Below are 23,497 nucleotides of genomic sequence, written 5' to 3'. Positions count from 1 at the left end.
GACGGCTGCGCAGGCCGCCCTATTGCCAACCCAACCAATCTCTACCCAGATCAACCTCGGACTCTTGTTATGGCTGGATGAGAAACGGGGGTCACGTCAGGGCCGCACCGCCTGATTCAGGGTCATGCTCTCTATTCATTACCCCCATCTGATGAGCCACCTGCAGTTGTTCCGCTACGGGTTGATGCCGATCGTCACGCCTGAAGGGGAGCGTTTTCTCATCATCAAGGCGACCAAAGAGGGGATTCTTGCTGCCCGCGAAAAGAACGGATTCAGGGTTTATCTGCTTTCCGAGAATCCCGAGCAGTTCCTGGGCTTGGTCACCGCATTCTTCGACGACCATGATCAACCCTTGACTGTAATGACCGCGCTCTTCGACGGTGATGAAATGACCGGCGACATCGAGACGGTCTTGAGCCAGCCCGAGTTCAAGGTCTATTTCGTCGACGAGCAGAACCGCGAACTTCTCGGGGTCAGGGTCGCAAATCCCGACGCTGGCCGTTTCCACGAAACCATGGCGCCGGCCGCCTTCGCGCCGTTCGACGTTGATACCTACGGCGAGGTCGTCGCGCGTCTCAGCCAGCGGTTCTCGATCCGCGACCAGATCGACGACCAGACGGCGTTCATCCTCTCCGTTCAGGAACACCTTTATCCCGACGACCTGGTCATTATGGACACCCGGCCCGCCGCGAACAGTTTCAACGGTGCTCATCAGCGACCGGCTGTCACGCAGCTTGTTCGCGAGGATCCGGGGCCGCCTCAGGAGCGTGATATCGCGGTCATGCTGGGCCGCGTGTTTCCACCGGAAAGCATCTTTCTGAATCCATTTCGGTCTGACACCGACAAGGAGCTGTGCGACCTCCTGGTCGTCACCGAGAGGGTGATGTTGTTCATCGAAGCCAAGGACAGTCCCAATACCCCGGCTTCTCTGGACCGCTCGCTGGAACGCAAGCGGCAGACCATCCAGAACCAAATCATCAAGGCCACGAAGCAGCTGAAGGGCGCGCTCACCTATGCCCGCAGCGCCGATGGCGTGGTGATCAAGGCCGCCCCCGAGCCGCTGCATATCGCACTGGCGGGACGTCAGCTCCTTGGCCTCGTCGTCACCCGGGAGATGTTTGACGACAGCCAAGTCGCCAACAGTCAGCCGATCCTCGACATGGTCGATGAACTCCAGCTACCGTTGATGCTGATCGACTATCCTGGGCTGCACATGGTGTCGTTGAACCTCCGGACGCCAGCGCGGTTTGTGGGCGCGCTCCACAACCTATTCGACATCGCCCTGGAACAGGGTCAGTTCCCGCGATCGGTATGGAGCGCGCCGCCGTTGACCGAATAGCGGACCTCGTCCCTGCGGGTCCGCCTTCGCATCCGCCGTTTAAGACAACGCCGGCGGCGGCACTCATCCGGATGGCATCCGTCCACCGAAGGAAGTCCGACCCATAGGCCGGTCACGACGGGATATGTAGTATGGCCCCAGAAGCAGACGTTCCGAACCGCCGTTACGAGTCACTTCCAGCCTTGACGGGAAGGGAAAGGTGCGGGCGTTGGAACCTCTGCGTAGAGGCCCGGGACTTTCAGGCGGCGCCGCGACGATTCTCCGGCGAACCGGCCCTACGGCGAACAGACGACGCCCTATGGAACCGGCGCCCGCAACGGCCAGCGTAGCGATTATGGGCGCGACAGCCTAGGTATACGCTTATCGGGGCGTTTCGACTCTTGCGTGTCGGCTCAGCATTTCGGAGACTCCGGGCATGAAACGTCCGCTGAGGAAATTGCCGCTCGCGAAACAGCGTGAACTCGACGCCGCCGTCGAGATCATTCAGGACGGCTTCGCCAAGGCCATCTCCACACGCCGGGCCGACCGGCTGAAGAACGGCCGTATCCTCAAGATCATCCTGTTCGGCAGCTACGCGCGCGGCGACTGGGTCCACGATCCGGTCGGGCGCTACTTTTCAGACTTCGACCTGCTGGTCGTTGTGGACCACGAGGACCTGACCGACTTCGAGTTCTGGGAGGACGTGGAGAAGCGCCTGCTGGCCGAACTGTCGGCGGGCGCCATGCGCACACCCGTCAGCCTGATCGTCCATAGTCTTGACGACGTGAACTGGAAGCTGGAGCACGGGCGCGGCTTCTTCATCGACATCGCCCGCGACGGGGTGGTCCTGCAGGACACCCCCGGCGTCGCCTTCTCGGAGCCGCAGCCCCTCCCGCCGTCTACAGCGCTGGAAGAAGCCACCGAGTATTTCGAGGAATGGCAGGAAGCCGCGAACGGCTTTCTCAAAGGCGCTCGGTTCTATGTGCAGGAGAACGAGCCGAAGCTGGCTGCCTTCCTCCTCCATCAGACGGCCGAGACGATCTACCAGGGCCTCCTACAGGTCCTGACGTTCTACTCCCCCAAGAGCCACAACCTCATCCGCCTCCGCAACATGACGGAGCCCTTGGAGCCCCGCCTCCGCGACGTCTGGCCCCACGACACCAAGTTCCAGAAGCGCTGCTTCGAACTCCTCCGAGCCGCGTACGTCAAAGCCCGCTACTCACGCCACTACCGCATCACAGACGAAGAACTGGCCTTCCTCACCGAACGCATCGACCTTCTGCGCGACGTGGTCCGCCAGGCCTGCGAGACTCGGATCCAAGAACTTCGGCGTCTCGCCGAGTAGAGAGCATGACCGCGTTCGATAGGACTGCCGCCCGCCTCATCCGCACAATCCGTTCTCGCTCCAATCTACGACCCATGGCCCTGTTCTGCTTTGGAGCCATAGTCGCCCTTTTAGGCACGGCCTTTGGCATGTTGAACGTCGCCTCGTCAGCGCTCGCCGCCTTATTGATTATTGCGGGTGTGGTGCTGGCGGCTTTCGCCGTAGCGGGCATCCTGCTTCGACCTGCCGCCGCGAACGACAACTAAAACGCGCGCTACACCAACTCGGCGGACGCATCGGCTGAGAATGACGGCTCGCCGCCCTACCGAAAACCTCGCCGAAGGAGGTCGAGATAGATCAGTTCGCCATCCCCTCTAACTCCTCACGTAGAGCGTAGCCCGAGGGGAAGATCGCGCTGCCCCGCTCCTCAACGATCCGCCTGGCAAGCGCTGCATCTTTGATCCCGATCTCTTCGAGAGAAGGCATTTGTACACCGAGCTTGGAACGCCAGCCTCGCTGCGTGGTCGTCGTAAAAACCGAACCCGTTTTCGGCTCTTTGAAGCGCATATCGCGCGCATAGACGGACAAGCGGTTCTTCGGGATCCAAAACTCAAAGAAGAGGCTAGGCCATTGAGCCAAATCCTCAGCGCCCCAGCCGCAAAACATATCGTCTGCCGGCCAGGACGCAAAGGGCGCGCCGGCATCCTCCCCTAGCCGTTCCGTCGCCGCCTCTCGCGCAGCATTGCGCTCTTCTTCTGTGCTCGCGATGCCAGTGAACACAAAGCCTATATTGGCGAAATGCTGCGGCTTAGCCCTGACTAGGTCCAGAAGAGATCCCGCTCTCAGCGCTCGCCCCTCTCCCCGCGGCCCGACACGCCAAGACGCCCGCGCGCTTTCCAAAGCCTCAGCCGACAGAGGTTCAGCGCCGCCGTAGAGCTCATCAAACCAATCGGAAGCCTCACGCCAGACCGAGGTCTCCGGCGAATGAAATACCCCTGCTTCAACGAAGCGCGCATCATGCTCGATCTCGAAGCCGATCCCGTTGTCCGAGACGTTCGCGGAACCCACGATTAGACCACGGTCAGAGATGTAGACCTTGGCGTGCAGACCTTTGACATGCTTCAGACTGGGAGCGTCTGGCGCGCCTAGAGCCTCGAGTTCATGCGGCGAAGTGCATCCCATTGAGATGTCGCAGATGATCTTCGGCGTCGCTACGCCGCTGCGACCGCTCAAGAAATCGGCAGCCCCCTTGCCGAGGAACGCCACAGCGCATCTCGCATTGCCCCCGCGGACGATCTCCTGGATGCGCTCGCTAAGAGCGCGACGTGTAAGAAACTCGGTCATTCCACCCCCCCTTTTGCGCCCCCGCGCATTCAGACGCTGCCGCGATCCGCTCCCGACCGAGCATCGTAGCGCCGCACCCTTTGGCTAACATAGTTCAACAAAATTACACCGCTGGATATGGCGCATCCGGTCACGCCACTCATGCCGACTGATCCCCGATCGCTGCCGTTCCTAGCCTCATAGCGACGCGCTCGGCCATCTTTGTAGACCACGACAATCCAGTCGCCATTGCTAGCGGCGGCGACTGCTCCGCTCATGCCGACCGATCCCTTATCCGCGCCGGTCTTCAAATCGATCCGTCGCGCGTTCCCGCCTTTGATGACGACACCTACGCTCATAACCCGCTCCTTCAATCTGAAGTGCGGATATGCCTCCCCACCACGACAGCTTCGGACGCGAAAGACGATATTCGCTTAGGCCGCCGAGGCTTTCGTCGGATTGCCGGCGCTCTTAAGCGCCGCTTGGATTGCTTCGACAGCCTGAGCGACCTGCGAGGCGTCGGAAAAACGTCCCAGGGAGAACCGAAGGCAGCTTCCTGCCTCCTCATCAGAAAGCCCCATGGCGGACAGGACATGGGACGGTCCAATCACCCCAGACGTGCAAGCAGAGCCTAGAGAGGCGGCCACAGCCGGCTGCAGCCGGACCAGCAGATCTGCAGCATCAACGCCGCAAAGCGTCATATGGGCGTTGCCCGGATGGCGCGGCGCATCAGCGGCCGTCAGCTTGAAGCGAGCATCAAGGGCTTGAAGCGCCTCTACAAAGTCATCCCTCAACGAAGCGACGCGGGCGCGCTCCGCCTCGCCTTCCCTTCTCATGATATCGACCGCCGCAGCGAACCCAGCGCACAGCGGCGTCGGCAAGGTGCCTGGCCGAACGCCGCCCTCCTGCCCGCCGCCAAAGGTCAAGGACCGGGGCGTCCAGGGACGGTCGGGTGATAGGTAGAGCGCCCCCACGCCCTTAGGCCCATAGAGCTTGTGGCTCGAGAAGCTCGCCGCGTCGACACCCCAGGCGAAGAGATCAATTTCCCCTGCAAGCGGGGCCTGCGTGGCGTCGCAGTGGGAGAAGGCCCCAAACTGCGCGGCAAGGTCGGCCACCTGTCGAACCGGCTGCACGATCCCCGTCTCATTGTTGACCGCCATCACCGACACCACGGCGACCGTGTCGTCGAGGCTGCGCCGCAAGGCTGCCAAGTCGACGATGCCGTCGGCGTTAACCGGAATGATCTCGACTGCATACCCGTGCCGCTCGGCGGCGTATGCAACTTCAAGGACCGCCTTGTGCTCGATCGCGCTGACAAGAAGGCGCCTGCGCTCGCTTGGCGCCGCAAGCGCTCCCCCGAACACCGCGATATTATTCGCCTCCGTAGCTCCGCTCGTAAAGATGATCTCCTCAGCGAGCGCCCCCCATACGTCCGCGATTGTCGCCCGCGCCTGCTCTACGGTGCGCCGGGCTCGCCACCCAAGACTGTGGTCATCCGAGCTCGGGTTGGCGAAGTCCGTCGCCATAGACGTCGTCATCACTTCGATCACACGAGGATCGACCGGCGTTGCGGCTTGATAATCAAGGTAGACCGTTCCATCGATGAGCACGATCGCGAATCCCCAATCTCGTCCTGGTGATCTCGTCCAGGACGTTGACATAGCGGAGCTTACCGGCTGTCATCAACTGGAAGAACTCTCCAGGACAAAATGACCCGCAGCCTTCTAGACAACGACGATTATCGTCTTCACTTCGCCGGTCACGAGACCTTTCCGCTGCGTTACGGATGGCTCAAGAAGGCATACGACGCCGTCAAAGAAAACATTGAACAAGATGCTGAAAGTGGTGCTGCCGTTTTCCTAGACGAGACTGCGATCGCGCGCTTCGGCGTTGGAAAGAACATGGTTCTTTCTATGCGCCACTGGGCGCTCGCGACCCAAGTTCTGCAAACCTATGAAAAAGAAGGCGCGCGGATCAGCCCCATTGCTTGCGGCCCGATCGGCGACCTTCTCTTTGGTGAGTCGGCCGATCCCTATCTCGAGCATCCCGGCTCGCTTTGGCTGATCCATTGGCTGCTTGCGTCTAAACCCGGCCGGACTACTGCCTGGCACTGGGCTTTCAATGAATTCCATGAGCCCGTCTTTGATCGCCATCTCATGGCGCGCCGGCTCTCTCGGCGCTGCGAGGACCTGAAGGATGCGGGCCGCTTTAATCGCGATCGACCCGTGGCGGAGATCACCATCAAGCGGGACGTGGACTGCATTCTGCGTACCTACCATGCCGCTCCGGCCGTCGGCCGACGCGCGCCGGAAGACAGCATCGAGTCTCCTCTCGCCGAGCTCGGCCTCATTCAAAAGGCCGGCGTCGGAGAACAGTACCGCCTTCGCCGCGGGCCTAAGCCGACACTGCCGGACGAGATATTCCTCTACGCCCTCGTCGATTTCTGGAACGGGCTGTTCGACAGCAGGCGATCCTTCTCCGTGGACTTCCTCACCTTCGAGCGCGGCTCTCCAGGACAGGTCTTCTTAATGGATGAGGAGGCCGTCGCCGAGCGCTTGGTTCGCCTCGACGAACTGACCAAAGGGGCGCTTCGCTGGGATGAATCCTCCGGGATGCGCCAGCTCTATGCGCCTGGCCTCGCGATCCTCGACAAGAATGAGATCCTGAAATCCTTCTACGCCCGGGACATGGAGATTATGGCGGCATGAGTAAGCGCCTCTCTTCCATCGTAAAAGTCGCTCGCCGCTTCAGTCGTGCAGTTCGCGTAGACGCCGATCTGACCGATCCTCGCGCGCTTGACGGTTACGTCTGCTCCCAGTCGGCCGTCGAAGCCCTGCTGCTGATGGGACGCCACCACAAGGCCTCCGGTCATGGCGCCTTCACCTGGACAGGCCCTTACGGCAGCGGCAAATCCAGCCTCGCCATTGCGCTCGCCGCGCTCGCGGCCGGCCCCGAGGAGAGCCGCAAGCGCCTGCTCGGCGACATCAATGCGGCAGATCGGGACGAACTCATCGAAGCCTTCCGCCCGACTGAACGGGCTTGGCGGGTCGTCGCTGCGGTTGGTCGTCGCGACGCTCCTGAAGCTGCGATCGCCGAATCCATTGCAGCGGCCGTTCAGGATCAGCCGAAGCTCGCCCGTGGAGAGCGTGAAACCCTAGCGGCCTGGGCCCTTCGAATTGCTACGGACAAATCGCATGCCGGCCTCATCTTGCTCGTCGACGAGATGGGCAAGTTCCTCGAGCATGCCGCGCGCGCCGACGGCGACGTCCACCTCTTCCAAGATCTCGCCGAAACCGCTTCTCGTTCTGAGGGGCGGCTTATGGTGGTTGGGATCCTCCACCAGGCCTTCGACGAATATGCTCATCGTCTCGCCCGCGAGGCGCGCGACGAATGGATCAAGATCCAGGGCCGTTACCTCGACGTGCCGATCAATCTGGCCGCCGAAGAACAACTCGATCTCATTGGACGCGCCATCGAGGTCAGCCAGCCTATTCAGGACAAGACCGCCGCGACGAACGCCGTGGCGAAGAGCCTGAGCAGCCAACGCTTCGGCAACGTCTCGGTGCTGGAAGCGCGTCTAGAAGCCTGCTGGCCGCTACACCCCTTGGTGGCGGCTTTGCTAGGTCCCATTTCGCGGCGCCGTTTTGGTCAGAACCAACGCAGCCTCTTTGGCTTCCTAAACTCTGTGGAGCCCTATGGCTTCCAATCGTACCTTGAGGAAACAGAGCTCGGCGGGGCCCGCGCCTACCAAGTGGGACGACTGTGGGATTACCTTCACGCCAACCTCGAACCGGCCATTCTCGCTTCCCCCGACGGTCACCGCTGGTCGACCGCTCTGGAGGCCTTGGCCCGCCTCGAGAGCCGAGAAGCCAGCCAAGAGCATTTCGAACTGCTCAAGGCGATCGCTCTCATCGACCTGTTCAAGGATCGATCCGGGTTGCAGGCGACGCTTGACCTGCTCAGCGAGGTCGTCGCGGGCTTGAGCGCCAAGCGCTTCACAGCCGCGCTGGAAGACCTCGCGAACTGGTCGGTCGTTATCTTCCGCAAGCACTCCGGAAGCTATGCGATCTTTGCAGGCAGCGATTTCGACATCGACGCCGCGGTCGATCAAGCGCGTGAAGCCGGCGTCTCGATGGATTTGCGCCAGCTCTCGCGGTATGCGGCGCTGCAGCCGATCCTGGCCAAGCGCCACTATGAAACGACCGGCGCTTTGCGTTGGTTTGAAATCGAGCTCTGCGCCGTCGCCGACGCCGAAGAGCGTATCCGCACCTATCACCCCGCCCCCGGCGCGGCAGGCCTTTTCCTCCTTACGGTCAGTGGCGAAGAAGAAAGCGCCTCTGAAGCCCAGTCGATTTTGAAACGAGCCAAGGCCCAGGCAGGAGATCGCCTGGTTGTGCCCGGCTGGACGCCCGAGAGCTTCATGATCCGCGAAATGGCCTTCGACTTGGCCGCACTCGAGCATGTTCGGGCCCACCGAGCCGAGCTGGCGGGGGACGCGGTCGCAAGACGGGAAGTGGATGCCCGCATCACGCGCCTGAGCGCCGACCTTGAAGACCGCATGGCGAGCGCCATTCATCGGGTCAAATGGGAGCGTCCCGCCGGCATGAAGACGGACATATCCTTGCGCCATAGCGGTCCCGCAGGCTTGAGCATTCTGGCGTCCCGCCTAGCGGACTGGCGCTACCCCAAGGCCCCTCACCTGCCGAACGAGCTGGTGAACCGCAGCCGCCCCTCTTCGAACGCCGCTGGCGCGGTGCGCACGCTCCTTCGGGCCATGATCGACCGCAAATCGCAAGAGCGGCTCGGCATCTCTGGGTTCCCGCCGGAAGCGGGCCTCTACGTCAGCCTGCTGGAAACCACGGGCCTTCATCGCTACGACGAGGCGACTGAAGCCTGGGGTTTCAGCGCGCCTGCCGCTAACGACCCTCACCACCTTCATGACCTTTGGCAAGCCACCGACGACCTCCTCAAGCGTAGCAAAGACGGCGTCTCCATGGCTGACGTCTTCAAGGCTTGGCAGGCCCCGCCGTTCGGCGTGCGCAACGGCCTGTGCAACATACTTGGCGCCGCCTATTTGCTGACGCGCGTCGAGACCTGCGCCTTCTATCTTGACGGGGTGTTTCGTCCTTCGCTCGACACCTTCCTGATCGACCGCATGGTCCAGGAGCCCGGCGCCGTCAGCATTCGCGCGGTCCAGTTGTCGGAAGTGGACTTCGCCTTCATTTCGACGCTGAGCGAACGCCTTTCTACGGAAGAGGTCCCTATTCCGCCGACGACCTTCGACGTCGCTCGAGCTCTTGTTGGCCTCATTCGCGGCTTGCCGATGTGGAGCCAGCGCACCGGCCGACTGAACGCCTCTACGATAGCCTTCCGCGATCGGGCGAAAACAGCGGAGGATCCGAACCGCTTCCTGACGATCGACACGCCCAAGGCTTTCGGCTGGAGCGGCGACTTCTCCGGTCCCGCACTCGCCCGGCAAGTCACCGAAGCTGTGGACGAGCTCCGCAACGCCTATGGTCTCATGCTGGCCGCGATCGGCGACAACCTCATTCGAGAGCTCCGCGTGAAGAGCGACGGCCTTGCAGCCCTTCGTCGTCGTGCGGCAAGCGTTAAGGGCGTGACCGGCAACTTCCGTCTCGACGCTCTCGCCACCAGGCTATCGACCTACGAGGGCACCCTCGAAGAGCTCGAAGGCATCTCCAGCCTAGCGGCGAACAAGCCTCCGCGAGATTGGGTCGATCGCGATATCGATGCGGCCTCGGTGGAGCTCGCGGCGCTGGCCCAGCAGTTCCTCAAGGCTGAGATCTTCCAACGCCTAAAGGGACGTGAAGGCGGCCGTGTGGCGATGGCGGTCTACATCAGCGACCCTGATCACCCCGAACCCAAGGCCCGCGAGATCACGGTCTCCGCCGCAGAGCGCGCCGAAGCCGGCATCTTGGCCCAACGCCTTCGGGCGCTTGTCGAAGCCAATGGCGCCAGCCCTGAGGTGGCTCTCGCGGCCCTTGCCGATCTCGGCTGGACATTGAGCCAGGAGCCGGCGCCCGAGCAAAAGAGTAAGAAAAAATTGGAGGTCCAGCATGGCTGAGCGTCACGTGCTCGGGATATCCGGCGGGCGCGACAGCGCCGCCTTGGCGGTCTATATGGCTCAGCATCATCCTGAACTGGATATCGAGTACTTCTACACCGACACTGGCAAGGAACTGCCAGAGGTTTATGAATTTCTAGGCAGACTCGAAGGATTTCTCGGCAAGCCCATCGAGCGTCTCAACCCGGACCGGGATTTCGACTACTGGCTGCGAGAATATAAGAACTTCCTTCCCTCGCCTCAGACGCGCTGGTGCACGCGCCAACTCAAGATTAAGCCCTTCGAGGAATGGGTCTACCCGTCGGTCGCTCAAGGCGTGACGGTGCACAGCTATGTCGCCATCCGCGCCGACGAAGACTACCGGGAAGGCTATGTCTCAGGAAAGGAGACGCTGAAGACCCATCTGCCGTTCCGCGAAGCCGGCATCGACAAGGCCGGCGTCATCGACATCCTCGAGGCCGCCGGCGTGGGGCTTCCTGAGTATTATCGTTGGCGGTCGCGCAGCGGCTGCACTTTCTGCTTCTATCAGCAGAAGATCGAATGGGTTCGCCTCATGGAGGAGCATCCCGAAGCCTTCGAAGAAGCCAAGGGCTATGAGAAGAACGCCCTGGAACATGGCTCGCCCTTCACCTGGAGCCAGGGCGAGTCCCTTGATGATCTTTCTCGTCCAGAGCGGATCGCTCAAATCCGAGAGGATCACGAACGTCGCGTGGCGCGTATTCAAGCCAAGCGACGCATCAATCCGCTGCAGGACGCCCCCATCGAGTTCGACGAGATCTACGGCTCGGCAGCCAAGCTCTGCATGACCTGCCACAAATAGCGCAGACCAATGCGGCTCGATTTCATGGTCACCGTGAAATCGAGCCGCTTGAAATTTTCATGAGCAGCCCAAGGTCGAACGCAACCTCGCCCGCCGCTACAGAACGTGTTCCAAGTCGTAGGCGACGAGTATCGGCCTGAGCACGCTGTAGGCTTCCGTGCTGTTCTCAGCCAGCTGCGAGAACTCCGCCACCCGCTTCAACTCCGCGCTGATCAGCTTGTGGGCTGCACCCGTTTCATCGTGCGCGCCTTCCGGCAGCACCACGACGAAGTCATGGATATTGGCGATCGTCTTGCCAGGAGAGCGACGGAGGATCCGTCCACGCCGCTGAATAAACTGGCGCGGATCCCTCGAGCTCGCCAGGATATAGGCAGTACTGCAGGCGGGTACGTCGATGCCTTCATCGAGGCATTTGATAGCGACCAGGCCATCAATGTCGCCGAACCTGAACGAGCGTAGGATCGCTTCGCGATCACGGCGACTTTCCCGCGCTGTGAAACGAGACACCCGCCACTTCATATCGTTCAGCAACTTGCTGACGACCTCGATCTGCCGCGCAGGCAGGGCGTCGAGATCCGCCTCGTCTTCATCATCGCCCTCGACGTCCATTCTCCCATCGCCGCAATAAAAGAGCGTATGCCTTTCAGGCGGGCGTCCATTCAGAACCGCTTGGAGGGCGGGCAACTTATTGGCTGCCGAGCCGATAAGCCGCGACCGTTTCATAAGGAGCGCCGTGAGGTTCTGGCTGGGCTTGCCGCCGCCCTGCCCTTCACGCGCAAACAGCCTGGCGATCTCATCCGACAGGGTGATGAACTCGTCGGCTTCTTCAGCCGTCAACGTCACCACCTTAGGATAGTAGTTGTAGCGCGTCAGGACCTCGTCATCGATGGCCTGTCTCAGGCTGTAGGTATAGACGACTTCCCCGTAATAGGCCTTCAGGCGATCATTCCGCTCTTCATCGAGGTAGTGCATCGGCGTGGCGGAAAGGCCGATCCGATAGCGTGCGTTCTGCGGCAAGGCTGAAGCCATGGCCTGGGAGCCATGGTGGTGGCACTCGTCTCCGATCCACAAGAGCTTCTCCCCAGGGATCCGCGCCAGAGCGTCCTGAAACTCTGGCGTCTTCAAGGTCCGATTGACGACGACGATCGCTTGAAAGCGCGCCACGTCCGTCTGCAAATCTTGAACCTTCCGCTGCAGTTCGTCAGACCAGTTGGCCTTTGAGACGTAGCATTTGAGTGGCCGGATATTGAAGGTTTCGAGGATCTCGCACCATTGATCCGCCAGGCTTTGATACGGGGCGGCGATCACCACTGTGAGGTCGGGAATACCCTTGGCCATCTGAACCGCGCCATAGACGGCTGTAATGGTCTTGCCCGCTCCAGTGGCGAGGTCGAATATCCCTAGATAGTCCCCTCGCGTTTGCCATTCTCTTAGCGCGGCGCGCTGATGATCTCTGATCTTGAACGGCGAGCCGTTGATCGTTTCCGGCACACGCGGTCCAAGTTGGGCCTCGACGACCCCTTCGTCCGGATCGCTGAGCTTGGCGGCGATAGCCGCTTCTCGTTCCGGGCTCGGCGCCTGATCCATCCTCGCTGCGACCTCGAGCAGCTTGTCCTTCAAGGCCGTCGGCATGTCGATGACCGCCGTTCCTCTGCTTCGATTTTCCCATAGGCGCTCGAAGCTCTCTCGATGGGGCGCATGCCACTGCTCGAATTCGGGCCGCCACGCGGGAAAGACATTGATCGACTCGTAGTTGTGAGTGGGCAGAAGCGCCGCAGCGCTTTCATTGGCTGAGCCCGAAAAGACCACGGCGTCGCCATGCTCGTCGGTGATGATCCCAACCTTGTCGTGGTAGATTCCTTGAGGCCGCAGCGCGATGCGGATCTCCAGCCGTTCGTGCGCAACAAGCCAGGCGAGGGCCTGGAAGCGGTGCTCGAACAACTCATCATCGACCTCGCCGATGGAGGCGATAAGATCCTCGCCTAGGCGCTGCGAGACCTCCCTAAGCCTCAAACCTTCGCTGACGGCGGCAATATCCTCGGAGGCCGTAAAAGCCCCGACGATCAGGCGGATCTTGCCCTCCCCCTGGATGAAAGCCGTCAGGGCTTGGGCCGCCTCGCTCAGCGTAGACGCCGAAAAATAACCGACAGCGCGATCATACCTTTTCGCGACCGAGAGGGCCGGGAAATAGAAATCCCGCAGGATGTCGTCCTGGTCGGATTTATAGACGCCCTTGAAAGGCAGATCGCGCAGCATTGTCAAAACGTAATCGCCGCCAAGTCAGGCTCTGGAGCGGTGGAGGGCAAGTATTTTCGCTCCTTCATGAGCGCGAGAAGCGCCCGATCCGGATACTCGCCGCCGTTCCTCAGGAAATAGTCCTTGATGATGGCTAGGCCGCCATTGGCGTACTCTTCGAAAATCTCCGCACACTGGGCTTCCTGCCCTTCTCGCAGGATTTCGACGTCCTGAGCTTCAGCGACGGCCAAGGCCCACAGGAGGTCTTCGGCCGCAGGATCAGCCTCAAACTGCTGGTAGGAGATATCCTCAGTCCCTTGCGACCGATCGAGCTGAACCCTCCTCTGCTCCGAAAAGCCGAGGAGGGCGGCAAAGCACAGAAGCTCCCGGATCGTGGGGAACAGTTTCCTCGTAGAGCCCGGAATTGGCTGCATGGCCAGCCTTTGCACCAGGTCCTCATAGACGCGGCTGCGGTGAATGTTGGGGACGCGCTCAGCCATTGTAGGTCACTCTCTCAAAGGCGCTGCCATCGCTCTTGGCGCCGAAGACGGCCGTCTCGACATCGCGGCCGTTGAACTGACGGATCTCGGGCGTGCGTTCGCCCCGCTCGGCCCGGTTATGACGAACCAGCACATATTCCTCGCCGATTCTGTCGCGCAGCGCTTCCATGACGCTCCCTGAGCCTTGGGACTTGGACACCATCAGCACGACCTGCCCGGCCATCTTGGGGACGTATTGAGCCGTCGTCCGACGATAGTCTTCGTCGAGCTGACCGAAGGGAGAATCCAGCACTAGCGGCGCGACCGTACCTTTTAGCAGACGATAGTCGTCGGCGTTTTGGCGGATCTTGGCGAACTCAACGAGGGCGGCCGTAAAGGCTAGGCCAAGCAGTTGGTTCTCGCCGCTCGACTTGGGCAGCTGCGTGCCGGCGTCATTCACAAGGCTGATGGCGTAGTCGCTCGTCATCTGAAGCTGCAGAGCCTTGCGGCTCGTATCTTCAAGGATGGAGGAGATCGATTTGCGCAGCACGCCTTGCGCCGCCTTTTCTTCTTCCTTGAGTTCCTTCTCAAGCTGCCCCTTGAGCATCTCGCAAAGATTATAACGCGTTACGAAAATCCTTGAGCTAGCGTCTTCGTCAGCAAGCTTTTTGAGATTGCGCTCAGCATTAGCCTTGCCGTTCTCTGCACTGATAATGCTGGCGTTCAGCTGGCCGATTTGCTCATACCGCTGCTTGATCCTGCGTTGAAGATCATTGCGCTTGGTTTCCCGCTCAGCGATGTCCTTGATGTCGATACCGACAAGCTTAGCCGAGACATCGCTCAACTCCTGCTCCAGCCGCGCGATATCTTCGCGCGCCGCAGCAAGCCGCTTGTTGGCGGCGTCGAGCTGTCCCGGCGCCCTCGTCCGTTCAGAACGAAGCTGGGACAGGCGAGCCTTCACCTTGCTGATGCGATTGCGCAAGGTGGCGTTTGCGGCCTTCTGAAGGAGGCTTGAGACGTTGATATGGGCTTCAGTGCCGGCCTCAAGCGCCGCGCCGCAGATGCAGCGCTTCATATCGAGGATGTCATGCACAAACTCCTCGTTGTAGGGCGACGGCAACCGCCCCTTGGTCTCTTGCACGTCAAGATGACCGACGCCGAGCTCTGTGATGCGGGTCGAGACGATGAAGCGTCCGCTTTCGCCGATCCAGCGCAGGATTTCTGTCTGAGATTCAGTTTCGCGGGCGCGCGCGCGATCAAGATCTTTTTGAGCCTGATCGCGACGAGCTTGCAAGCTCTTGGCTGCTGCGGAGTTGCGCAGCTTATCCTCAATGTCAGCCACCTGCTGCTCGAGGACTTCAATCTCGCCGCGGAAGCCGTCACGCGCCTCCTTGGCGGCTTCAATCTGCGTCCCGATACTGTCGATGCGAGCGCTTTCTTGCGCGATGCTCGCCGAAGCTTTCGTGTTGGGAATCTGCCGGCGGTAATATGTCGCGGTCTCTTCGAGATCTTTGATCGCCGTCTCGATCAGGGAACAGCCAAGAATGTCCTGAACAGCCCGGCGAATGCTGCGACGGTTGTCTTCACCGAGGAAGACTTCGGCATGTTCACCGTCGAACAGGAAATGCCCCGCCATGCTTTTAGGCACGACCGTATTGATAAAGGCGTCTGGCGTCGAAAGCGGCAGCCAGCTGCCATTATCATTTCGCATGATCGTGAACTCACGATCGCCCGGCCCGCCCTTGGTGAAACGACGCGCTCGGTAAAGACTCCCGTTATGCTCAAAGAGAACTTCGACATAGGCATGTGTCACGCCCGCCGCCTTGGCGTCGAAGTTGACAAGTTCGCTGCTCTTTTCAAACTTTGCAGTGGTTTCGCCGTAGAAACACCACAGCAGAGCGTTCAGCAGGGTCGTCTTGCCGACACCGTTCTCAGCATGGATAAGGGTGACGTTGCGCTCAGGGTTCTGCGAGAACTCAATCGAATGCTCGCCGTGGAAACAGCGGAAATCCTTAAGCGTGATTTGAACTAGCCACATTATCAGGCCTCACCGCTCGGCGTGGCGCGCTCGATAATCTCGCGCAGCTTGCGCCTACGATCGGCGTCGCGTCCCTTGTTCTCGTAAAAAAATTCGCGCTGCAGCTCCACGATCTGCTCAATCACGCGCTTCGTCTTTTCATCGCCGCTTGACGTATCCGTCATGCCTCAAGCCCCCAACTGCTCGACGCCGTCCTGGCGTCACCCTCATATACCAAAGCTCACCAAACTCGGCAGGCCTTTCTAAAGTGTTGAACCCGTTATGAGCTTCAACACCTAGGTTTGAGAGTTAGCCAAGATTTATGACAAAAGCGGTCGCGAAACCGCCTCTCAAGCTTCGAAGCCTCACCGCATCCTCGAAAAGCAGGAAATTGTGGATCATTGGGCTAGTCTGTCCGGTTCACGACCGGAAACGTCGCAAATCATGGATTAGTGTTTCGCGGATCCATGACCGCCGGCGAACGAGGCCTCTCCTTGAGCTTAGACCTTCTGACGGACCCAGCCGCCGTTCACGCCACGCTCGACGAGTACGACGAGATTGGCGGCGAAGCCTTTCTCTCCCGGTACGGATACGGCCGCAGCCGTTCCTACTTCGTCGTCCGCGACGGCCGGATGTATGAATCCAAGGCGATCGCCGGCGTTGCCGTCGGCAAGCAACACCCCGAGCGCGGCCCGCTCAAGCCCGACGAGTTTTTCGGCGGCGAAGCCACGGTCCAGAAGACGCTCGAAAACCTCGGCTTCAAAATCTGGCGCAGCGACGCCGTTCAGGCCTTCCGCTCAACCGAAGCCTTGGAAGCGATCCGTCGAGCTTGGGGCCTTGAAGGGCGCGGCGGCAAGCACATCGCCGTCTGGACGACCCCGCATGGGCGAGAGCTCGCCTTGCAGCTCGAGCAGGAATCCGTCCGCATCTGGGTCGAGCAGGAGCCGCGCGTCGAGGGTGTGAGCGCGACGCGCTACGGCGCAGGCGACGAACGCCATACCTATCTCACCGCCAACGCCAAACGCCTAGCCCTGCCTCATACCGCCTGGCGCCTCATCGTTCCTTCAGAGACCGCCCTCGCAAGCCTATTGGCCTGGTATTCGGGCCTTGAGACGCAAAGCCTTGATCTAGAGGCGCTTGAACGTCTTAAGCAGGCCTTCCTCGAGGCTATGCCCGGCTTCACGACGTTCGCGGATCCAGGCGAAACCTACCTCGCGCAAGAGCGTCGCTATAAGGATGAGCTCGTCTCGATTTTCCACGAGGAGATCACTCCCAAGCTCTCCACCGAGGCTTTGCAGGATAATCAGGCTGCAGACTTGGCGGCGGCCTATCATAGCCTTCTGACCCGCAAGCTAATCAGTTCAGGCAAGGCGCAGAACCTGGTGAGCTGGCAGGCGGTCGATCGCCTTAAGACGTCAGATCCCGCCCGGACGGTCCGGCTAGGCCAAGCGCTCAACGCCCTTCTCAGCCATGAGGATGTAGCGACCGACCGCCTAGATCGTTTTATCGCCGAGGTCGGCGATGCCTTCCGGCAAGCCGGCGCCTCAGGCCCTCTTGGCATGGCCCGCCTTTTGGGTTCCTGCGCCCTCATGCTTCAGAACCCCGAAGGCTTCGTCGCCATCCGCACGGATCTCTTCGAGCGGGCGACAAGCGAACTCAAGCGGGAGAAATACCCCTCCTACGCCGATGAACCGGCGCGCATTCGCTTAGCGCTATCACTCTGCGAAGACCTTCGCGAAGCCCTGACCTCCGCCGGCTGGGCGCCGCGTGATCTGATTGATGTTCAAAGCTTCCTATGGGTCGCCCTCATGCACAAGAACGACGACGTCTCTGAAAGCTTCGCCGACCTCATCCGTCTCTCCCTCGAGCAATACCGCGACGTCCGCGAAACGCCCTTTAAGACGACGCCCGACCTGTGGGCTGTCATGGACAAGCTGAAGGCGCTCCTAAAACGCATGCCGAGCGTCGCAGCCCGGCCGCACCTTCTAGTGGACTGGAGCCTCGGCAAAGGCGTTTGGGCCTCCGTCCCCTGGATCGCCCTCATGGATGAACGCGAGACCACCAGCACGCAGCGAGGCCTCTACGTCGTCTTCCTCGTCAGCCGCGACATGGAAGTGGTTCACCTCGTACTGCTCCAAGGCACCACAGACGTCGTGAACGAACACAAGCGGTCCGGAGCCATGCCGCTTTTGCGAGCTCGCTCCGAAGCCTACCGCGCCCAAGTGCCGGAACTCGTTGAATACGGCTTCCGCCTAGACGGCGACATCGCCCTGGGCGCTGAAGGATGGCGCGCTCAAAGCTACGAGGCCAGCACCATCGCCCACCTTCCTTTGATGGTCGAGGATCTGCCGTCTGATGAGGCACTCGATGCGGCGCTTGAGCCGCTCTTGGCCGCCTATCAGCGCATCATTGAGGGCGCGCCCTTGGACATCGAGGAAGAAGATCATCCTATGCCCGTCGAGGCTCCCTATACCGTTGATGAAGCGATGCGCGGCCTCTTCCTCGACCGTGCGGAGTTCGAACGGATCCTGGAGATCTGGCGCGACAAGAAGAACCTCGTGCTCCAGGGCGCGCCCGGCGTCGGCAAGTCCTTCATCGCGCGCCGATTGGCCTACGCCCTGATGGCGCAAAAGGACGCTGATCGCGTCGCCGTGGTGCAGTTCCACCAGTCCTACGGCTATGAGGACTTTATCCAGGGCTATCGCCCCACCCGCGACGGCGGGTTTGAGCTGCGCGACGGGATCTTCCACCGCTTCTGTGAACAGGCGCGTCGCGACCCCGGCCGGACCCACGTCTTCATCATCGACGAGATCAATCGCGGCAACCTCTCCAAGGTCTTTGGAGAGCTCATGCTATTGATTGAACATGATAAACGCTCAAGCGAATGGGCTGCCCGCCTCGCCTACGCCGACGAAGATGCAGAGCCGTTCTACGTCCCTGAGAACGTCTTCCTGCTCGGCATGATGAACACCGCGGACCGCTCGTTGTCCCTTGTGGACTACGCTCTACGACGCCGTTTCGCCTTCGTCTCCTTGAAGCCGGGCTTCACGAGTGCCGGCTTCGGCGAACACCTGCGCGCTCGAGGCGCTTCGCCCGCAATCATCAGCGCCGTCATTCAAGGCATGCAGGAGCTCAATGCGGCGATTGCCGAAGACAAGGTCAATCTCGGCCCGGGCTTCCAGATCGGCCACAGTTTCTTCACGCCGGCTGAGGGTCAGGCGGTAGGCACGAACTGGTTCCGGCGTGTGGTGGACACGGAGATCCGCCCGCTCCTGGAGGAATATTGGTTTGATGCCCCAGAGCGGGCTGACGACTGGTGCGCTCGCCTTCTCGCCCACGCATGACGATCCCGATCCGCAACCTCTATTATCTGTTCTGCTACGCCTGGCGCCGCTTCCCAGACGGTGGAGTGGTGGACGTCGGCGTGGATTCCTCGCCCGATCTGCCCAATCTATTCGCGCGCCTTCTAGTCACGGACGCCAATCGTTTGCTGCGACGCGGGCTCGACCGCAGCTACCGCAGCTTCATTGAGGAGACCCGTGCTCCTCGCGGGCGGATGCTTCTAGACCTCATCGTCAAGGAGCAGACCTTGCGCCGCGGCGCCGTCATATGCGCCGTCGACGAGCTGACGACCGACGTCCTACACAACCAGATCATCAAGGCCTCCGCCCGAGCATTAGCGCGACGGCGCGGCCTCGATGACGAACACGCCCATGAACTGGGCCTGCTCGTCCAAAGAATGGCCCAGGTTTCCGACCTGCGGCTGAACGCCGACACGTTCAGGCGCGTGCAGCTATCGAGGAACAATCGACAGTACGGACCTCTCATAAAGCTCTGCGAGCTGGTCTTCCACGCCCAGCTTCCCGAGGAAGGCGGCGATGGCTCGCGCTTTGCCGACATCCTCAAGGACGAAAAAATAATGGCGGCGGTCTTCGAGGACTTCCTGAGAAACTTCTACGCTCACGAACAGCGCGCCTTCCACGTGGGGCGCGAGACTATGGCTTGGGACGCCCGCCCGCTCGGCGACGTCGACGGCGCCTATTTGCCGGCAATGGAGACCGACATCACCCTGCGCTCTCGAGAGCGGACCATCGTGATGGACGCCAAGTTCTATAAAGAGGTGCTGGCGTCGCGCGCTGGTCCCGGCAAGGTGCGCTCAGGTCACCTCTATCAGCTCTATGCCTACCTCGAGCATGCAGCTTTGCGCGCGCCTCACCTGCCGTGCGACGGCGCCTTGATCTACCCTGCGATCGGCGGCGAGCTATCGTTGCGCTACAACCTCAGGGGCCACGAAGTGCTCGTGCGTTCCATCGATCTCACACAGCCCTGGCAGGACATCCGTCAGGCGCTGCTCGAGATTCCTCTATCGTTTGGAAAAGACATCGCCCCAGCTCCCTTAGCGAATGGCGCGCTCGCCTAAGGGCTAGTTCTCGCGGCTACTCTCAAGCAGAGACACCCTCAGCGCGAACGACGCCATTCCCATGGCGCTTGAAACTCTCCAGCCCAAAGGCCCTTGCGTCCGTTCTTCGCCTCGACCTGGACGACCTCATAGGTCTTGCCGCTATAGCGAGGATAATCGAGCGCCCAGCCTTGGCGAACCATCCAGCCGCCCAGATCCGACCCGGCGACCGAGCAACGCGCCACGATCCGTCGATAGCGATCTGGCCGCCCGACCGGACTGCAGATGACTGTGCGCTGGCCCACGTAGTCAGAAAGCGCGTTCGCCGCCGACTGGCCGCAACGATAGGTCTGCCCCCCACGGCTACAGGGCTGGCGCGCCTCCGGCGCATCCACGCCCCAAAGTCGAATGCGCTGCCCGCGGATCTCCAGCGTGTCGCCGTCAATCACCGAGGCTCGCCCGGCCCAAGCCTCAGACCCGCCGGATAGGGCTAGGGCCAGCACAAAAACGCCTAGCATGGGATCTTAGTCCAGCACTTCCGCGATAGCCTTCATCGTCACTTGAGCCCGATCAATCGCAGCTTCAAAAACAGGGCCAAGGTTCATAAAGGCCTCGTGCTTGTTGTCTCGAACATCAAACTGCGCAGCTTTAAAGCGCTCGATCAAGGCCGGCGACAGTTCGCGCTTTGGGCTGCGCTTGGACGCCGAAAATGTAGTCGCCTTTGATCATGGTCGCCCAATAGCGATAGCCTTGCGCAGGTCCTGGCGTCGCACGAAGGTATCGGCCTTTGCCGCTACCGGCGGCCACCAATTCAAAGGCTGCCAACAGCCTTCCTGCTTCGTTCGACATCCTGTCCTCTCCAATGTTGTCCGGTCGCCACGACCTAACGTCTCGTTGTTTCCTAGACCGTCGCCATGCCAGATACGGTCGTAGATGCGTCAAAGGGTTCGAACGCCCAGTGATACTTGTTCTTCCTAACGGGCCGGTCAGGCCATAGCCGAGCCCTAAACAAGGCTCCGGTCCCTTCCCTCACGGTTATCACTTCAATGTCCGCCGCCTCGTATCGCTCGTCGGGACGCCCGCGACTCCGATATGCACCAGGGATCCTCTTTTCTTCTTCCCGAAGAATGACGACGGCGGGATAAGCCAGCAGCCGCCTGATCACGTCATCGACGCCGACGCCGTCATCCTTGTCGATCCAATCCTGGACCTCCCGAACAGGATCTTGGTGCTCAAACGTCACAGCTTGCGTCCAAGCTTTCACCTTCGCACGCTCCGATTGTTCGTCTGCCAACAAGGCTTCGCGTAGGTCTCTCGCGCGCCGGCTCAACACCCGGCTCCCCCATATACTGGCGCCGTCGCGCCCCTGGCAGGCGATGCGGTTCGTCGCAAACCGAATGGCGCTATTGAAAGCCACGTGCCGATCCGCCGGTAAGGTGCCGGGCAGGCTGGCGTGATAGAAGGCGCTGGCGATGAAGTTCCGGATGGAGCCCAAGCCGCATCGCCCTACCCCCAAGGCTTGGCATCGCGAAACGATCTCCGCCTCTAAGTCCGCCATCTCGCCCCCAATCACGTCCGATATTGACGGAAAGCTCGACCATATTGAGCCTCGTAGCAATAGGGACGACGCGGCATGCGATTAAGGGTCATCGACATCGAAACCAGTGGGGGCTCGCCCTCCGAGATCATTGAGATCGCTGCGGTCGACGTCGTTTCCCATCTCGACGGCTGGAAGGCGGAGCCGCCGCGCGCCCAGTGCTTCAAGCCCCTAGGCGAGATCTCCTTTCACGCCATGGCGATCCACCACCTGACGCCGGCTGACCTTACCGATGCGCCTGCCCTTTCAGACCAGGCGCTCGCCGCTTTCATCGATGAAGGACCGGCGGCCGATATTCTCGTGGCCCACCACGCCGCTTTTGAAGCGCGCCATATTCCGGTGGAGGTCACCGGCGCCCGTCCCTGGCTCTGCACCGTCAAAGCCGCACGCGCCGCCTGGCCTGAAGCGCCAGGGCATTCGAACCAAGTGCTTCGCTACTGGAGAAACCTTAAGCTCGCGCCCGAGCTCGCCATGCCGGCCCATAGAGCGGCGCCGGACGCTTGGGTCACCGCCCATATCCTGATCGACCTTCTCAAAGAGGCTTCGGTTGAGCGCCTCATGGAATGGAACGACGACGCACGCAGTCTCGAGCGCATGCCGTTTGGCAAGCATCGCGGCAAAGCGTGGCCCGAGGTGCCAACCGACTACCTGCAATGGCTTCTCGATCAATCGGAGATGTCCGACGAGGTGCGCAACCGCGCTAGCGCCGAACTGGCGCTTCGCAATCCCTCAAATCTCGTCATCCTTTCCAACACCAGCTTCTGAGCAATCATGGCGTTCAAGATCCACCTTATCTGCAAGGCCAATGCCGGCCTAACCTGCGTCGACGCCAAAGCTGGCGTCTATGAGAGCGAGGCTTGGCTCCTCAGCGAAGACGATGTCGTCGCACTGAAAGGAGGAGAGGTTCTCTTCCACGAGACGAAAGGCCGTCCTTCGTATTTCGGGGGCTCCATTTTGGACATCAGCCCTATCGACAGTAGGAACCTGGACAATGCGGGCCGCAAACGGCGCATTATCAAACTGCAATCAACTGCCGCCTGCCGAGGCGTAGACTGGGATACGTCTGGACATACTCACGACATGGCGTGGACCAGCGGCGTGATCGCTGCGTCGCCCGCCAAGACAGGCGATGGTGCGTGACGCTTGCTCTTGCGTAGCCCCCGCCTCTTAGGAAGCCCTCTTGTCTGGAGAAGACGATAATGCCCCGGCGCCGTCGCAACCCTTCTCGCCGCATGCTCCGGCATCATCCCAGAAACGTCATCCCCGGCAGTCTTTTTGTGCTGTTCATCGTCATCCTCATGGCTGGCTTCTAACCGGCGCTCGCACCCCCGCTTGGTCAAAGTTCGGAATCGGTCGAGGCCCGCCCTGAGCTGCGCGCCATTCCAACTCGCCAACCAATCTCACAAGATACTGAAGTAAAATGGTAAAAGACGCTTATTTCGAAATCCAGCAACGCATCCGCGCAGCCGACCAGAAAACCCCCAATCCGCTTCGCGGCGGCTTGACCGATCTTTTCGTCAATCACCCCGCCGTCCGCCCCCATGATCTGTGCGCACCCGCCACGGCCAAAATGGTCCGCTATCGTCTCGCCAATGGCCGAAGCCTTGGCCATCAGATCGAGACCTCGCCTCAGCACCTGTGGTTTGCTAGCGACGACCGCCTCGTTCTGCCGGCGACGGCGCGCCCCTACCCGGCGACGGAAGGCGGCAAGGGCCGGCACTCCAACGTCAATCAAATGCCGGATCTGCGCGACCAGGCCGTAACCCGCGTGACCATTCAAACGGTGGAGGAAGCGGAAATCCTCTTGAACGCCCTGCTCGCCTAGAGCGACGGCTTTGCGCCGATCGCTTGGCTCCATCCCTGCCTAAGGCTACGGTCGAGCGACAGATTCGGTCGCAAA

Annotated in this window: 21 protein-coding genes; 11 read left to right on the top strand and 10 right to left on the bottom strand. The window is 61.0% G+C overall.

Annotated elements, in window-relative coordinates:
• The first annotated feature begins 151 nt into the window (after positions 1-151).
• The 3 genes from ACLBV5_RS06975 (at position 152) to ACLBV5_RS06965 (ending at position 2,908) form a co-directional block, all read left to right on the top strand.
• A complete protein-coding gene (locus ACLBV5_RS06975) occupies positions 152-1,339 on the top strand; it encodes a hypothetical protein (RefSeq protein WP_447605218.1) in 1,188 nt (395 codons plus the stop codon).
• 415 nt (positions 1,340-1,754) lie between these two features.
• Entirely contained in the window at positions 1,755-2,663 is a 909-nt protein-coding gene (locus tag ACLBV5_RS06970; protein ID WP_447605217.1) for a HEPN domain-containing protein, read from the top strand.
• A gap of 5 nt (positions 2,664-2,668) precedes the next feature.
• Positions 2,669-2,908 (top strand): hypothetical protein, encoded by a 240-nt coding sequence (locus ACLBV5_RS06965; RefSeq protein WP_447605216.1) that lies wholly within the window; start codon positions 2,669-2,671, stop codon positions 2,906-2,908.
• Between the two features lie 91 nt (positions 2,909-2,999).
• Here the strand turns inward: ACLBV5_RS06965 and ACLBV5_RS06960 are convergent, their stop codons facing one another.
• The 3 genes from ACLBV5_RS06960 to ACLBV5_RS06950 form a co-directional block, all read right to left on the bottom strand.
• Positions 3,000-3,986, bottom strand: a complete 987-nt coding sequence (locus ACLBV5_RS06960; RefSeq protein ID WP_447605215.1) for a phospholipase D family protein — start codon at positions 3,984-3,986, stop codon at positions 3,000-3,002.
• Positions 3,987-4,015: 29 nt separating this feature from the next.
• Positions 4,016-4,324 (bottom strand): hypothetical protein, encoded by a 309-nt coding sequence (locus tag ACLBV5_RS06955; RefSeq protein ID WP_447605214.1) that lies wholly within the window; start codon positions 4,322-4,324, stop codon positions 4,016-4,018.
• Between the two features lie 75 nt (positions 4,325-4,399).
• Positions 4,400-5,575: a cysteine desulfurase family protein gene (locus tag ACLBV5_RS06950; protein ID WP_447605213.1), complete on the bottom strand. Its 1,176-nt coding sequence runs from the start codon at positions 5,573-5,575 to the stop codon at positions 4,400-4,402.
• Between the two features lie 99 nt (positions 5,576-5,674).
• Here ACLBV5_RS06950 and ACLBV5_RS06945 point away from each other — a divergent pair, with 99 nt between their 5' ends.
• From ACLBV5_RS06945 to ACLBV5_RS06935, 3 genes are read left to right on the top strand one after another with little or no spacing between them, the layout of a single operon-like run.
• Positions 5,675-6,673 (top strand): DUF4007 family protein, encoded by a 999-nt coding sequence (locus tag ACLBV5_RS06945; protein ID WP_447605212.1) that lies wholly within the window; start codon positions 5,675-5,677, stop codon positions 6,671-6,673.
• Positions 6,670-10,050 carry a hypothetical protein gene (locus tag ACLBV5_RS06940; RefSeq protein ID WP_447605211.1) on the top strand — a complete coding sequence of 1,127 codons (3,381 nt, stop codon included), beginning with the start codon at positions 6,670-6,672 and terminating at the stop codon, positions 10,048-10,050. Before ACLBV5_RS06945 ends, ACLBV5_RS06940 begins: the two co-directional genes overlap by 4 nt.
• Positions 10,043-10,870 (top strand): phosphoadenosine phosphosulfate reductase domain-containing protein, encoded by an 828-nt coding sequence (locus ACLBV5_RS06935; RefSeq protein ID WP_427788517.1) that lies wholly within the window; start codon positions 10,043-10,045, stop codon positions 10,868-10,870. Before ACLBV5_RS06940 ends, ACLBV5_RS06935 begins: the two co-directional genes overlap by 8 nt.
• 96 nt (positions 10,871-10,966) lie before the next feature.
• On the opposite strand, the gene ACLBV5_RS06930 is transcribed toward ACLBV5_RS06935, so the two are convergent.
• From ACLBV5_RS06930 to ACLBV5_RS06915, 4 genes are read right to left on the bottom strand one after another with little or no spacing between them, the layout of a single operon-like run.
• Positions 10,967-13,126 (bottom strand): DEAD/DEAH box helicase family protein, encoded by a 2,160-nt coding sequence (locus tag ACLBV5_RS06930; protein WP_447605210.1) that lies wholly within the window; start codon positions 13,124-13,126, stop codon positions 10,967-10,969.
• A gap of 2 nt (positions 13,127-13,128) precedes the next feature.
• On the bottom strand, positions 13,129-13,605 hold the full coding sequence (locus ACLBV5_RS06925) for a DNA phosphorothioation-associated protein 4 (protein ID WP_447605209.1): 477 nt from the start codon (positions 13,603-13,605) through the stop codon (positions 13,129-13,131).
• Positions 13,598-15,622: an AAA family ATPase gene (locus ACLBV5_RS06920; protein ID WP_447605208.1), complete on the bottom strand. Its 2,025-nt coding sequence runs from the start codon at positions 15,620-15,622 to the stop codon at positions 13,598-13,600. The genes ACLBV5_RS06925 and ACLBV5_RS06920 overlap by 8 nt, the downstream gene beginning before the upstream one ends.
• Positions 15,623-15,624: 2 nt before the next feature.
• Entirely contained in the window at positions 15,625-15,786 is a 162-nt protein-coding gene (locus ACLBV5_RS06915) for a hypothetical protein (protein ID WP_447605207.1), read from the bottom strand.
• 282 nt (positions 15,787-16,068) lie between these two features.
• On the opposite strand from ACLBV5_RS06915, the gene ACLBV5_RS06910 reads away from it, so the two are divergent.
• Both ACLBV5_RS06910 and ACLBV5_RS06905 read left to right on the top strand, forming a co-directional pair.
• A complete protein-coding gene (locus ACLBV5_RS06910; RefSeq protein WP_447605206.1) occupies positions 16,069-18,945 on the top strand; it encodes an MrcB family domain-containing protein in 2,877 nt (958 codons plus the stop codon).
• A complete protein-coding gene (locus ACLBV5_RS06905) occupies positions 18,942-20,021 on the top strand; it encodes a 5-methylcytosine restriction system specificity protein McrC (RefSeq protein WP_447605205.1) in 1,080 nt (359 codons plus the stop codon). The genes ACLBV5_RS06910 and ACLBV5_RS06905 overlap by 4 nt, the downstream gene beginning before the upstream one ends.
• A 38-nt stretch (positions 20,022-20,059) precedes the next feature.
• Here the strand turns inward: ACLBV5_RS06905 and ACLBV5_RS06900 are convergent, their stop codons facing one another.
• The 3 genes from ACLBV5_RS06900 to ACLBV5_RS06890 all read right to left on the bottom strand — a co-directional run bounded on the left by ACLBV5_RS06900 (position 20,060) and on the right by ACLBV5_RS06890 (position 21,495).
• A complete protein-coding gene (locus ACLBV5_RS06900) occupies positions 20,060-20,518 on the bottom strand; it encodes a thermonuclease family protein (protein ID WP_447605204.1) in 459 nt (152 codons plus the stop codon).
• A gap of 6 nt (positions 20,519-20,524) precedes the next feature.
• On the bottom strand, positions 20,525-20,665 hold the full coding sequence (locus ACLBV5_RS06895) for a hypothetical protein (protein ID WP_447605203.1): 141 nt from the start codon (positions 20,663-20,665) through the stop codon (positions 20,525-20,527).
• 236 nt (positions 20,666-20,901) lie between these two features.
• Positions 20,902-21,495 carry a hypothetical protein gene (locus ACLBV5_RS06890; protein WP_447605202.1) on the bottom strand — a complete coding sequence of 198 codons (594 nt, stop codon included), beginning with the start codon at positions 21,493-21,495 and terminating at the stop codon, positions 20,902-20,904.
• A gap of 138 nt (positions 21,496-21,633) precedes the next feature.
• Here ACLBV5_RS06890 and ACLBV5_RS06885 point away from each other — a divergent pair, with 138 nt between their 5' ends.
• The 3 genes from ACLBV5_RS06885 (at position 21,634) to ACLBV5_RS06875 (ending at position 23,422) form a co-directional block, all read left to right on the top strand.
• Complete coding sequence (locus tag ACLBV5_RS06885; RefSeq protein ID WP_447605201.1) at positions 21,634-22,362, top strand: exonuclease domain-containing protein; 729 nt, start codon at positions 21,634-21,636, stop codon at positions 22,360-22,362.
• A gap of 6 nt (positions 22,363-22,368) precedes the next feature.
• Positions 22,369-22,737 (top strand): hypothetical protein, encoded by a 369-nt coding sequence (locus ACLBV5_RS06880; RefSeq protein ID WP_447605200.1) that lies wholly within the window; start codon positions 22,369-22,371, stop codon positions 22,735-22,737.
• A gap of 280 nt (positions 22,738-23,017) precedes the next feature.
• The gene (locus ACLBV5_RS06875; RefSeq protein WP_447605199.1) at positions 23,018-23,422 is read left to right on the top strand and encodes a hypothetical protein; all 405 of its coding nucleotides are present in this window, start codon (positions 23,018-23,020) and stop codon (positions 23,420-23,422) included.
• Positions 23,423-23,497: the final 75 nt, after the last annotated feature.

This window comes from Brevundimonas sp. M1A4_2e, assembly GCF_053345555.1.
The sequence above is the reverse complement of the archived record's forward strand: the minus strand, read 5'-3'. Positions and strand labels throughout refer to the sequence as shown.